At 38.0% G+C, this 12,734-nt stretch carries 11 protein-coding genes, 2 tRNA genes, 1 riboswitch and 1 other annotated feature; of the genes, 5 read left to right on the forward strand and 8 right to left on the reverse strand.

From position 1 onward, the window contains the following. Positions 1-157: zinc ribbon domain-containing protein (locus CP368_RS07665; RefSeq protein ID WP_143468312.1), on the forward strand; the 157-nt coding region annotated here is incomplete at its 5' end. Between the two features lie 148 nt (positions 158-305). Here CP368_RS07665 and CP368_RS07670 read toward each other — a convergent pair. Next, positions 306-953, reverse strand: coding sequence for a C39 family peptidase (locus CP368_RS07670; RefSeq protein WP_098045946.1), 648 nt, complete (start codon positions 951-953; stop codon positions 306-308). 104 nt (positions 954-1,057) lie between these two features. On the opposite strand from CP368_RS07670, the gene CP368_RS07675 reads away from it, so the two are divergent. Together CP368_RS07675 and CP368_RS07680 are read left to right on the forward strand one after the other, a co-directional pair. Then, the gene (locus tag CP368_RS07675) at positions 1,058-1,594 is read left to right on the forward strand and encodes a hypothetical protein (RefSeq protein WP_098045947.1); all 537 of its coding nucleotides are present in this window, start codon (positions 1,058-1,060) and stop codon (positions 1,592-1,594) included. Between the two features lie 270 nt (positions 1,595-1,864). Beyond that, on the forward strand, positions 1,865-2,221 hold the full coding sequence (locus CP368_RS07680; protein ID WP_098044267.1) for a hypothetical protein: 357 nt from the start codon (positions 1,865-1,867) through the stop codon (positions 2,219-2,221). Positions 2,222-2,384: 163 nt separating this feature from the next. Here CP368_RS07680 and CP368_RS07685 read toward each other — a convergent pair whose 3' ends face one another. Both CP368_RS07685 and leuS read right to left on the reverse strand, forming a co-directional pair. Continuing rightward, positions 2,385-4,031, reverse strand: coding sequence for a polysaccharide biosynthesis protein (locus CP368_RS07685; RefSeq protein WP_098044268.1), 1,647 nt, complete (start codon positions 4,029-4,031; stop codon positions 2,385-2,387). 93 nt (positions 4,032-4,124) lie between these two features. Continuing rightward, the gene (gene leuS, locus CP368_RS07690) at positions 4,125-6,539 is read right to left on the reverse strand and encodes a leucine--tRNA ligase (protein ID WP_098044269.1); all 2,415 of its coding nucleotides are present in this window, start codon (positions 6,537-6,539) and stop codon (positions 4,125-4,127) included. Between the two features lie 40 nt (positions 6,540-6,579). Continuing rightward, positions 6,580-6,772: a binding site (T-box leader), on the reverse strand. A 56-nt stretch (positions 6,773-6,828) separates the two neighbouring features. Between leuS and CP368_RS07695 the strand changes: the two genes are divergently transcribed. Both CP368_RS07695 and CP368_RS07700 read left to right on the forward strand, forming a co-directional pair. Beyond that, entirely contained in the window at positions 6,829-7,491 is a 663-nt protein-coding gene (locus tag CP368_RS07695) for a phosphatase PAP2 family protein (RefSeq protein ID WP_025006408.1), read from the forward strand. A gap of 136 nt (positions 7,492-7,627) precedes the next feature. Beyond that, entirely contained in the window at positions 7,628-8,608 is a 981-nt protein-coding gene (locus CP368_RS07700) for a polyprenyl synthetase family protein (protein WP_056945496.1), read from the forward strand. A gap of 39 nt (positions 8,609-8,647) precedes the next feature. Here CP368_RS07700 and CP368_RS07705 read toward each other — a convergent pair whose 3' ends face one another. The 5 genes from CP368_RS07705 to CP368_RS07725 all read right to left on the reverse strand — a co-directional run bounded on the left by CP368_RS07705 (position 8,648) and on the right by CP368_RS07725 (position 12,668). After that, complete coding sequence (locus tag CP368_RS07705) at positions 8,648-10,108, reverse strand: MDR family MFS transporter (RefSeq protein WP_025006407.1); 1,461 nt, start codon at positions 10,106-10,108, stop codon at positions 8,648-8,650. 18 nt (positions 10,109-10,126) lie between these two features. Then, the gene (gene metK / locus CP368_RS07710; RefSeq protein WP_098037036.1) at positions 10,127-11,326 is read right to left on the reverse strand and encodes a methionine adenosyltransferase; all 1,200 of its coding nucleotides are present in this window, start codon (positions 11,324-11,326) and stop codon (positions 10,127-10,129) included. Then, positions 11,324-11,412, reverse strand: a riboswitch (SMK box riboswitch). Its footprint overlaps the gene before it by 3 nt. 65 nt (positions 11,413-11,477) lie before the next feature. Continuing rightward, positions 11,478-11,550: transfer RNA gene (locus CP368_RS07715), tRNA-Val, on the reverse strand. Positions 11,551-11,555: 5 nt separating this feature from the next. Then, a tRNA-Glu gene (locus tag CP368_RS07720) sits at positions 11,556-11,627 on the reverse strand. Between the two features lie 150 nt (positions 11,628-11,777). Next, positions 11,778-12,668, reverse strand: coding sequence for a metal ABC transporter solute-binding protein, Zn/Mn family (locus tag CP368_RS07725; RefSeq protein ID WP_098044270.1), 891 nt, complete (start codon positions 12,666-12,668; stop codon positions 11,778-11,780). Between the last annotated feature and the right edge of the window lie 66 nt (positions 12,669-12,734).

Consider the following 12,734-nt stretch of genomic DNA (forward strand, 5'->3'; position numbering starts at 1 on the left):
ATTAACCCTTAAGGATCGGGAATGGACGTGCCCAATCTGTCAGACGCACCATATTCGCGATTGGAATGCGGCAGTGAATATTCTAGAAAAAGGATTAGGCAAGTGGCAGAATCCTAAAATAAAAGAAGCAGCCTTATTCGGGGCTGCAGTCCGCTAGCAACTCACGGACTCAAAAGGCTTTGGTAATTAGACGACCTCTATCGGCAATAGCCAAAAGATTATTGCTGGTAAGTCAAGTCCGTATCTAAGCAAGTTGGTGTTCTGGTTAGCGTAAGCTAACGAGCCACTAAGCCCTAGACTTCAGTCTAGGGTAGTTGACATCCATAAGGATTGTTAAGGTAGACAACCTTCTTTTTCTTGTTGTAACCTGTAATTACACAAGCATGTGATGATGGTGTAACGTTCACCTTACCTGAGTTAGTTTCCCACGTTTGCATATTGTTGACGCGGCTAAAGGTTGTAGTAGTAATAATTAAAACGGGATGACCATCGGAAACCAGTTTTAATATTTTCAGGAAATTACTGCCGGAAGCATTAACGATGTGGTTGGTGTATTTACGTGCAACGTTATAAAGCGGACCATTATAAACGCACCAGCCGGCATTTGCTACAGTCATATGACCGACAAAGCCCTGATTAGGATTACCGCGATAACGGCCATTGTCGGTAAAAGAATCGACGTGTTGAATGTTCTGTGCTAGTTCATTTTTAGTAACTTTGATGCCATAATAGTTCATAAGCATGGATAAACTAGTTACCTCGCAGCCGTTAGGCAGGTCGGGGAGCTGATTTTCTAGAGGAACATTGAGCTTTTGTTTCTCTTTCATCGTCATCCAATTAATCTCGTCATCAATTTGATTTTTGTTGGCAAGGTAAGTTAGACTAAGCACTAATATTAATCCAATTGGAATAATTAAAAATAAGTACTTTAAATTAATTTTTTTATTTTTCATGAGTACTATTCTAGCAAAATCTTATTATGAATTCTAAAAAGTGATGACAAAAAAATTTTTTGTAGTATGTTAGTGAGTAGAATTAACAAAAAGGAAAGTTTATTTTGAAGATTAATTTAGAAGATTTAAATAATAAAATTGAAAATCAAGATTACATTCAAGATCTTGAAACAGTAAAATATAGCGATATTAGCAAATCTAAGAGCAAGATCAAGCCTTATGCAGAGAAGATGATTAAGGAAGTCGCTGCTGCGTTCAAGCATGATTCATTAGTGCAAACTCAGCTGGCAGTGACAGGTCAGCGTCCGGTTACGTTTGCTTTAGAGACTAATATCATCAACTTGCCTTACAGCAATTATAAGAAGATTGTCAATTTTTTTGAGGAAGGGCAAGAATATCCGCTTAATGTTTATTTTGAAACGCGGTCTGATTATGTTAATGTTTCGCATTTTAGAATTGATCAATTGGCAACTGAAGAAGAAGTTGAAAAAGATGCTGATAAGGTGGTAGATCAACTAGTAGAAGCAATCATTGAAAAGCTGACAGTTGTGCGTAAATATGAAGCGCCAGAAAAGAAGACTGCTAAGAAGGAAACAAAGAAGAGCAAAACTGCTAAAAAAGAAATTAAAAAGAAAAAGTAGTTTTATAAGGTTTTTAGACTCGAATCTAAGTGATTCGGGTCTTTTTTGTAATGATAACAAAAATTTTTGTTTTTTATTTTTGCTCTTTTTCCAGTCAAAACTTGGAACAAATGTTATTATAGCAAGCTTTTTCGCCATCTATTTTCTTTTTAAAAAAGTCTTATTTTGCCCTTGCATTATATAATACATGTTATATAATAAAGATGTAAGGAATGAGGGAACGAAAAGTTCCAACAAGTTAAAGTGATTTAGAAAATAGAGGTATTCATTATGTTAGACTCAAAGAAAATTGTTAAAGTTGTTTCAGTTGTAGTTGCTTCAATTAGTTTCATGGGTATTGGTTCTGGTGCTGCTCAAGCTGCTAGCTTCACTGCTCCAAAGTTAGGTGTTTCAGAAGTTGCTCCTACTAACCCTTCAATCAAGAAAGGCGACAAGATCTTCGTTGTTGTTAAGGACACTAAGAACCAAAAGGTTGACGTTTTAAACGCTAACGGTAAGAAGACTGCTAAGAAAGTTTCAATGGGTTCAACTTTCACTGCTAAAGCAGTTAAGAAGACTAATGGCAAGAAGATCGTTAAGATTAACAAAAGCCAATGGTTGAACATTAAGGACGTTGTAAAGGACTAATTCTTTTAGATCAAAACAAATAAATAATTCTTACATGATGAATACCATGAAAAAAGGAACGAGTTTTGCTCGTTCCTTTTTTATTACCTACTTGCATCCCTTCCCCAGTGTTTTAACTCCAAACACAAAAAGAACGATGAAATCAATCATCGTTCTTCTTTCATTAACTATGAATATGCAATTTAACTAAAATTCGTTCAATTTTGCTACCCATAACTTTTTGGGCTAAATCTGTCTTTATTGTGGCTAAGCCATAAAAGACAATTCCCACGACTACTGATAAAATTACCAGAATCAAGGCAGATATTCTATGATCTGGGTTTAAGAACTTGCCTAAGCCCATCTCAACTAATTTAACAATTAGGAACATCCCTATCGAAAATGCGGTAATACCAACCAAGCGGCGGCTTGTTCTATTCAAATTAAAGTCATACTGTACTTCTAAGTGCTTCAATGACAACAGAACAATCACCAATAAGCCTAAGTTGGTTGCAACTAACGGTCCATAAATCTTGAACAAAAAGATCATCGGATATTGCAAAATGCCCTTCAGGATTAAACCTAAAACTAAATATTTTATTGCCAATCCATTTTCTGACAAACCTTGCAAAACCGCCATCAATACTGTAAAAAGTCCTAAACTGATTGCAGTAAATGATGACAAGTATAAAACATTGCTACCTAATGGATCTGGGCCATAGAAAACCGTATAAATCGGTTTACTAATAGCGGCCATTCCGAATGCAGCAGGAATCATCACGAACAAGAACAAGTCCATCGTATTAGCAATTTGCTTAGAGATGCTCTTAAAATCGCCTCTAGTATGTGCAGCTGACAAAAGCGGAATCGCTGTCACTGCCATTGCACTTGCCAAAGACACGATAATCATGATCAACTTATTGGCATTAAGACCAAATAATGCATACCAATCTTCAATTGTATCTGAACTTGCATGAACCAGCCCTGCAATCATTGGGTGGAATGTATATTGGTCTACTAATGAGAATAAAGTTATTCCTGAATCGATAATAATAAATGGAATTGCCTGTTCAATAATTTCCGCAAATAGTTCGGTTGTGGAAACTTTTAACCGATTATTCGAATTAGCAACCAAATTATCTAATTGTTTTCGCCGTGAAAACAAGAACCAAACTAACAGGCCAATCCCAAATGCGGCACCAATTGCGGCAGCCAAGTTTGACTGGATAACGGCATGAACATAAGAGCCGTGCTGCACTTGCATGATTACAAATGCCGTTAAAAGCATCCAAACTACTCGAGCAAATTGCTCCACAAACTGTGACATCGCACTTGGCATCATGTCCGCATACCCTTGGAAGTACCCACGCATGATACTCAAGATCGGAATAATCAAAATCGCATAAGACAAACTACGCATAACTGCAATTTGTCTTGGATCGCTTTGACTACCGTTAGATGCCAGTAGCGGTGAGGCAAAATACATGATCGCAGCAGAAATTACTCCCAAGAAGGCCATTAAAATTAACCCTTTATGGAATAATTTTCGCCCAATTCCATATTCATTTAAGGCATTATACTTAGCCACCTGTTTGGCAATCGCTCCCGGAATTCCGGCCGTCGAAATTAGAATAAATATCGTATAAATATTATAACTTCGCGCAGTTAAGGCATTGGCAATATTCCCATAGTCACCCATCCAGGCATACCAAGGAATAATATACAACGCACCTAAGATTCTAGAAGCAATCGACCCAAAGGTCATCCAGGCAGAGCCCTTTAAAAATGTGCTTTGTGTATCTTTGCTATCTAAATTATTTTCTTCTTCCATCAATTTTTCCTAATAAAAAGTATTAACTAATTAATTGTCACTCAATTTGCTTCATAAAGCTCAACTTCATAAAGCTTTTAGGAAAAACTTAACTTATTTAGCAACGATATTAACAATCTTGTTAGGTACAACGATAACCTTCTTAACGTCCTTACCTTCCAAGAATTTTTGTACGTGTGGTAAAGCCATAGCTTCTTTTTGAACAGCATCACGATCTGCATCCTTAGCTGCTTGGAACTTACCACGAAGCTTACCGTTAACTTGAACCATAATTTCCACAGTTGATTCAACTAACTTAGCTGGATCATAAGTTGGCCACTTAGCATAAGTAATTGATTCATCATGACCAAATACTTGCCAGATTTCTTCCATCATGTGTGGAGCAACTGGAGCCAAAAGCTTAACAAATCCTTCTGCGTATTCACGTGGAATACTCTTAGCCTTTTGCGCAGCATTGATGAAGACCATCATTTGAGAAATAGCGGTGTTGAAGTGAAGAGCGTCAAAGTCTTCAGTAACCTTCTTAACAGTTTCTGCATAAACCTTGTCGAGTTCACCATCGTTTTTATCCACAATTCTTTCTTGTGGAATTGCCTTAAGGTCAAGGTCGTTAACAAACAAACGCCATACACGATCTAAGAACTTCTTAGTTGATGCTGGACCATTGTCATCCCAGTCAATTGAAGCATCAAGTGGTCCCATGAACATTTCGTACATTCTAAGTGAATCTGCACCGTATTCATCGATCACTTCATCTGGGTTAACTACGTTACCCTTTGACTTAGACATCTTTTCGTGGTTCTTCAAGATTAAGCCTTGGTTGTACAAACGTTGGAATGGTTCCTTGGTTGGAACAACACCCAAGTCGTAAAGAACCTTGTGCCAGAATCTAGCGTAAAGAAGGTGACGAACTGCATGTTCTGCACCACCGATGTAAAGGTCAACTGGAAGCCATTGCTTCAATAAGTCGTAATCAGCTAATTCTTTATCATTGTGTGGATCAACATAACGTAAGTAGTACCAACTTGAACCAGCCCAGTTAGGCATAGTGTTGGTTTCACGCTTACCTTTTCGACCATTTTCATCAACTACGTTTACCCAGTCAGTTAAGTTAGCTAATGGACTTTCTGGAGTACCGGATGGCTTGATATCAGTTGCATGTGGTAAACGAAGTGGAAGTTGATCCTCTGGAACAAGTGAAGTAGTACCGTCTTCCCAGTGGATAACTGGAATTGGTTCACCCCAGTAACGTTGACGACTGAAGTCCCAGTCACGAAGCTTGTAGTTAACTTTCTTTTCACCGCAGTTGTGTTCTTCAAGCCAGTCAACCATCTTCTTCTTGGCATCCTTGATGTCCAAACCATTCAAGAATTCTGAGTTAATGTGTGGACCATCTTCAGTGAAGGCAGCCTTAGATAAGTTGCCACCTTCAAGTACTTGATTAATTGGCAAATCAAACTTTTTAGCAAAATCATAGTCACGATCATCGTGAGCTGGAACTGCCATAACCGCACCAGTACCGTAACTTGCCAATACGTAATCTGAAATCCAAATCGGAACTTCCTTGCCATTAACTGGGTTAATTGCGTAAGCACCAGTAAATACACCAGTCTTGTCCTTGTTCAAGTCAGTTCTTTCAAGGTCTGATTTTGATTCAATCTTCTTGATGTAGGCATTAACTTCGTCTCTGTGTGCATCAGTAGTAATTTCTTGTACCAACTTGTTTTCTGGAGCAAGAACAGTATATGAACAACCGAATAAAGTATCAGGACGAGTAGTAAAGATATCGAAGGTCTTGTCGCTGCCCTTAATCTTGAAGGTTACTTGAGCACCAACTGAACGGCCAATCCAGTTTCTTTGCATTTCCTTAACTGGTTCTGGCCAATCCAAGCCGTCCAAATCTTCAAGCAAACGGTCGGCATAAGCAGTCATCTTAAGCATCCATTGACGCATATTACGACGGTATACTGGGTAACCACCACGTTCAGTTTTACCATCAATAACTTCTTCGTTAGCTACAACAGTACCAAGGTCTGGTGACCAGTTAACTGGAACTTCAGCTTCATAAGCAAGGCCCTTCTTATACATTTGTTCAAAGACCCATTGAGTCCACTTGTAGTAGTTAGGATCACTAGTAGTAATTTCACGATCCCAGTCGTATGAAAAGCCTAACTTGTTAAGTTGACGCTTAAAGTTGGCAATATTGTTTTTAGTAACAACTGCTGGATCTTCACCAGTCTTTAAAGCATATTGTTCTGTTGGAAGACCAAATGCATCCCAACCCATTGGGTGAAGCACATTATAGCCTTGTGCACGCTTCATACGTGAGACAATATCGGTTGCAGTATATCCTTCTGGATGACCTACGTGAAGTCCCTTACCAGATGGGAATGGGAACATGTCCAATGCATAATAATTTTTCTTCTTGGGATCTGTACCTGTCTTGAAGGTATCATGCTTTGCCCAATAATCTTGCCATTTCTTTTCGACAACTTTGTGATTATACATATTTTTCCTCTCTAACAAAAAAGTCCTATGATTCTATCAATCATAGGACGAAATAATCGCGGTACCACCTAAGTTCCACATCAAAAATGTGACCCTTAATCGCTCCTTAACGCGGATGGCAACGATAGGTTTCAATACCAGGACAAGTTCACAATTCCATTCTAAGACTTCACAGCAACCAGTCTCTCTCTGAAAAAATATCCTTGTTACTACTTCCTGACCTTTATTTTCTTATAGATAATGATTATAATTTACCACAAATGCTAAAAATTACAAGGGGAGACTTTTTTTGATTAATACAAAAAATCCACCAAGAGATACTCTGGTTCCAGGGATAATCTTTGTGGTCATCTACGCAGCGTGGGCGATGCTTGTTTCATCTGGTTCACCGTTTATCCACAGTTTCGACAATGCAGTCATCAGCATTGTCTGCAATAATAATCCGACAAATGTCGCTTTTGCAAAAACTTTTACCAATTTAGGCAATACCAGCACGATTACGATAGAAACAATTATCTTATTTATTCTTTTAATTACGTTTAAACAATATGCTTATGCTTGGTTCACAGCAGGCGTCATGATCTGTGCCAACGGTTATAACTGGATTATCAAACACGCAGTTGAGCGCCAACGTCCAACCGTTCACCATTTAGTTTATGCCGATGGCTACAGTTTTCCATCAGGTCACTCAGTTGGTAGTGCCGCATTATTTGGAGTTTTAATTATCTTGACAATTTTATTAATTAAAAGCAAATTCTGGAAAACTCTATTAATTATCATTTGGGCGTTGTTCCCGATCTTGATCGGCTACACAAGAATATTCGTCCATGTGCATTATCCATCTGATGTCTTTGGAGGTTGGATTGAAGGAATTACCTTTGTTTTACTTGGTTATTCATTCTTATACCACTTTTACATTGAACCAAAAATGTTAGAAAAATCGCGAAAATAAACAAAAAGACTAGTGAATTTAATTTTCACTAGTTTTTTTGTTGGTTAGATTCACAATCTGCGTAATAATAAGTAATGTAACTATTTGAACAAATCAATTAAACGATAATAATTTTATTAGTTTAAGGAAACGATTTATGAAAAATTTTAAGCCTTGGAAAAAATATCCACTTATTGCTGATGAATTAGCTGAAGTCGATGCTTTGATTCAGCACACCATTCAAACTCCTCATCAGAGTTTACAGACTGCTTTATTAACAATGGCCGACAACGGTGGCAAATATCTGCGCCCCAGCCTTTTATTATTAGCAGCACATGTAGTCGGAAAAGTTAATCAACAAACTATTAATTTAGCTTCATCTATCGAAATTTTGCATATGGCAACTTTGATTCATGATGATATCATCGATGATTCTGATCTGCGTAGAGGCAATATCAGCATTCAAGCAGAGTTTGGCAAAGATGTCGCTGTGTACGCTGGTGATTTATTATTCACCAACTTTTTTGATTTAATGCTGGATACAACTGCAGAACACGAGTATCTGGTGCGCAACGCGCAAACTATGAGCCATATTTTAAATGGAGAACTCGGTCAAATGGCTGAACGCTTTAACTTAGAGCAGACCTTTACGGATTATCTAAACGATATCAAAGGTAAAACCGCCGCCCTCTTCCGTTTAGCAGCTGAAGAAGGTGCACATTTTGCGGGTGGGAATGCCGAAGAAAGTGAAGCTTTAGCCAATTTTGGAGAAAATCTAGGAATCGCATTTCAAATTGTAGATGATTTATTAGACTACACAGGCAGCGACAAACTCAATAAGCCTACTTTAGAAGATTTAGCTACCGGTGTTTATTCCTTGCCACTTTTGCTTGCACTTGATCAGCCCGAGTTAAGACAAAAGCTGTTGCCTATTTTAAATAAAAAACGCGAAATGTCCGTTTCAGATATGCAACTGATTCAAGAAATTCTCGTTAATAGTTCCGTTATTGAGAAAAGTAGGAAACTCGCTCAAGATTATGCCCAAAAAGCGGTTGACTGTTTAGCTATTTTTCCAAATAATAGTGCAACAACATTACTTAAGAAAATGCCGCAACAATTGTTGAAACGCAGCTTTTAAAACAAAAATCCAGACGCATTAAAGATGCATCTGGATTTTTTATTTGGTATTAATTTTTTGATCACGATATGTTCGGTTCAAAACGATGGAAACAATTATCACGATTAATGAAACAAAATATACGGCTTTTAATCCACCCAAAAGAACTTGACGCAACTGTGGAATCGTATTGGCTGCTAGCGTCTTGGCATTTTCCGCAGAAACGATTTTATTCATCATCCCTTGAGTCAATCCAGGGTGCTTAGCTAAACCATGAGCTACCGCCGTATTAAAGGCAATACCGTAGATTGAAATCATCATAGTTTGACCCAAATATTTCATCAAAGTATTAAATGAAGTTGCTACCCCAATGTCAGACTTAGATACTAGCACTTGAGAATGAACCTGAGATGCCGTTGTAATAACCCCAAATGCGGTACCGTTAAAGGCTGCGACAATACAGAATACCCAGAATGGTGTGTAAATTGGTACTAAAAGCAATACCAAATCTGTGATCACCAATACGCCTAACATATAATCATAAGTCCGCTTAATACCCCAGCGGCCAAGCATCCAGCCTAGAATAAACGAACCTACAATCCACATTAAAGAACTTGGTGTAACGGCAAAACCAGCAAGCGAGGCGTTAGTTCCGTTAATTCCCTGCATCCAAGTTGGAATATAGAATTCAAAGCCAATAACTACCCCACAGATAAGTAGAGTAATTAGATTGATTGCCAGGAACTCTCTATTTTTCAGCATTGATAACGGCATTATTGGGTCCTTAGCGCGCTTTTCTGCCTTAAAGAAGGCAATTACCGATACCACAATTAAAAGAGCTAAAATAGCCATTATTGCAATATTGGTGTTTTCGCCAAGATCCTGTAAGAAGAACATCAAAGCTAGCAGTAAAATTACCAACCAAGTTGTACCTTGCAAGTCCAACTTTGATTTGGCATTGTGCTTTGGTTCTTTTAAATAGAAAATAACCAGCAAAAAGGCGATAATTCCGATCGGAACATTAATATAAAAAACCCAGTGCCAAGACAGATGTTGAACAATAAAACCACCTAATAGTGGTGCAATTACTGAGGCTACTCCCCAAAAGCCAGAATTGAGTCCTAACAGTTTTGCCCGTTTTTGCAAAGTATATAAATCCGCAATCAGCGTAATAGCCACCGGTTGAACTGCTCCTGAACCTAATCCTTGAATTGCTCTAAATACAATTAATTCAATCATATTCTGAGCTAAGCCACACAATGACGATCCAATGACAAAGAGTGCAATCCCAAATAAAAAAACTGGCTTTCGCCCAATGCTATCTGCCAGTTTTCCATATAAAGGAGTTGACACAGCCGTCATCAAAAGAAAAATTGATACAACCCAATTCATAATTTCCAATCCATTCAGATCAGAAACTATGGTTGGCATCGCAGTAGAAACAATCGTTCCTTCAACACCAGACATAAAAGTAGTCATAAAAATCGCAAGCGTGACTAGTGACACGTTTGTTTTTTTCATTTTTACTCCCTCTTTTTATTATTTATTGTTTTTGATGTAATCAAGTAAATCTTGAGTTTTATCGGTCTTTTCCCACGGTAAATCGACATCTGTTCTGCCGAAGTGACCATATGCGGCAGTTTGTTCATAAATAGGACGACGCAAATCAAGCATCTTGATGATACCTGCTGGACGAAGATCAAAGACATGACGAACTGCTTCAGTCAAAAGATCATCATCCACCTTACCGGTACCAGCTGTATCAATCATAATTGATACTGGGTGAGCCACACCGATTGCGTAGGCTAATTGTACTTCACAGCGATATGCAAGACCAGCTGCCACGATATTTTTAGCAATATAGCGAGCTGCATAACTAGCACTACGGTCAACCTTTGTTGGGTCTTTACCTGAGAAGGCACCACCACCATGACGAGCATAACCACCATAAGTATCAACGATGATCTTACGTCCAGTTAAACCAGAGTCACCCTTTGGTCCACCAATAACGAAGCGTCCAGATGGGTTAATCAAGAACTTGGTCTTTTCATCCAAGTAGCGAGCTGGAATAACTTCTTTAATTACTAAATCGATCATTGCTCGACGAATTTCGTCATTAGATACTTCTGCATCAGTTTGAGTAGAAATAACTACAGTATCAACACGAAGTGGATTCTTGTTCTCATCGTATTCAACTGTAACTTGTGCCTTAGCATCTGGACGAAGCCATTCTAGAGTATGATCCTTTCTCAATGAGGCAACACGTCTCATTAAGCGATGAGCAAGTGAGATTGGCAAAGGCATTAATTCTGGTGTTTCCTTAATAGCAAAACCAAACATCAAACCTTGGTCACCCGCACCAATTTGATCCAATTCGTCTTGATCAGACTCATTTTCTCTAGTTTCAAGTGAATGATCTACACCACCCGCAATATCAGGTGATTGCTCATCAATATCCACCATGACGGCACAGTTATTGCCATCAAAACCTAATTCAGGACGATCATAACCAATTCTCAAGATGGTCTTACGTACTACGTCTTGAATATCAACATAAGCACTAGTTGAAATTTCTCCGAAGACAAAAACCATACCTGTAGTTACAATCGTTTCACATGCTACATGTGAATTAGGATCTTTTTCCAACATTGCATCCAGAATAGCATCTGAAATTTGATCAGCAACCTTATCTGGGTGTCCTTCAGAAACTGATTCTGAAGTAAACAAACGTCTTTCCATAATAGTCCCCCTATATAGACATTAGCTATTCGGTTACAAGGCATCTTCACTGTTAATAGTGAATCCTTTCAGGACTTGAACCGATAAAATTATTTTGTTCGTTCTTTTTGCATAAAAAAAGAACTACCGTCTCCGCGGTAGTCCCGAACAATGGAGGATACAGGGCTCGAACCTGTGACCTCCTGCTTGTAAGGCAGATGCTCTCCCAGCTGAGCTAATCCTCCATAAGTGACCCGTACGGGATTTGAACCCATGTTACGGCCGTGAAAGGGCCGTGTCTTAACCACTTGACCAACGGGTCATATCTCTTAATCAAGAGTACTTTATTATAATAACTAAATCAATTTTAAAAGTCAAGAACTTTTTTAACTTTTTCATTTTTTAGTTATCTGAGTGACATCTCAATCACAACGCTTATTATATTACTAGACATCCTTAATTTATGCAAGGGTTATTTTGAAAAAATTTGAAATAATTTTTGATAATTGTTTTTCATCCATTGATAGTAGCTAACACCATTAGGCATCGTCTCACGTACATCAAGTACTGGCACGTTTGAGTGCTTAGCTAAGCTTACCATATTATTAACGGTACTGCTTGATGCTTGGACATTATTAACGAAGAAAGCAATTTTTCTCTGTTTGATACCCATTTGCATTTCGTGTACAACCTTAGCGTTTGGATCAGTTTCATTTTCTACAGCCTCTTCAAAAGCTGGATTACCAATTTTAAAATGGCACCGCTCTAAGGCATAATCAAATACCGGCTCACTCACATAAACTGGCTTCGCCTTTCTTCCATTTATTTTGTCGGCCAATTTCTTTATCGTATCTATTTTATTCAAATAAATTTTGGCATTAGTTTTAAAATAAGATGTATGCTTAGGATCAATTTGACTAGCTTTTTTAACAAGGTAGGCCACGTATTTTTGTAGCATATTCAGGTTATACCAAATATGAGGATTGTCGCCCTGTTTTAGTCCCATAAGCTGCTCTCCTACTTTAGTAACATGAATATCATTTGCATTAGCCAAATTAGTCATCCAGCTGTCATATCCCAAACCATTTGCAATAACGATATTGGCATTGGCTACTTCTTTAGCGGAGCCAGTAGTAGGCTCAAAATCATGGGGATCGGTATCGCCATGATTGATAATTGCCTCGACTTTACCGTGCTTACCCACGATATTTTTGGCAATATTGGCATAAATATTAGTTGATGTGACAATGTCGACTTGATGTTTCTGAGTATTTTCCTCTTTTTTAGTTGAACAGGCTGATAGAAAGAATAATAAAAATACTACCAGTAGAGAAGAAAACAGAACTTTCTTTTTATTTTTCATTTTAATACCTTCTCGTATTATATAAATTAAATCTGTGTTGATTGTCTTTTTAGTTTGTTTATTCGA

Origin of the sequence: Lactobacillus sp. UMNPBX17 (genome assembly GCF_002553735.1) — a bacterium.
GTDB classification, from domain to species: Bacteria; Bacillota; Bacilli; order Lactobacillales; family Lactobacillaceae; genus Lactobacillus; species Lactobacillus gallinarum.

Bases quoted from the DNA above. Each gene is read 5' to 3' on its own strand.
- CP368_RS07705 (WP_025006407.1), bottom strand. From the start codon at position 10,108: ATGAAAAAAACAAACGTGTCACTAGTCACGCTTGCGATTTTTATGACT.
- CP368_RS07725 (WP_098044270.1), bottom strand. From the start codon at position 12,668: ATGAAAAATAAAAAGAAAGTTCTGTTTTCTTCTCTACTGGTAGTATTT.
- leuS (WP_098044269.1), bottom strand. From the start codon at position 6,539: ATGTATAATCACAAAGTTGTCGAAAAGAAATGGCAAGATTATTGGGCA.
- CP368_RS07670 (WP_098045946.1), bottom strand. From the start codon at position 953: ATGAAAAATAAAAAAATTAATTTAAAGTACTTATTTTTAATTATTCCA.
- metK (WP_098037036.1), bottom strand. From the start codon at position 11,326: ATGGAAAGACGTTTGTTTACTTCAGAATCAGTTTCTGAAGGACACCCA.
- CP368_RS07685 (WP_098044268.1), bottom strand. From the start codon at position 4,031: ATGGAAGAAGAAAATAATTTAGATAGCAAAGATACACAAAGCACATTT.
- CP368_RS07700 (WP_056945496.1), top strand. From the start codon at position 7,628: ATGAAAAATTTTAAGCCTTGGAAAAAATATCCACTTATTGCTGATGAA.
- CP368_RS07680 (WP_098044267.1), top strand. From the start codon at position 1,865: ATGTTAGACTCAAAGAAAATTGTTAAAGTTGTTTCAGTTGTAGTTGCT.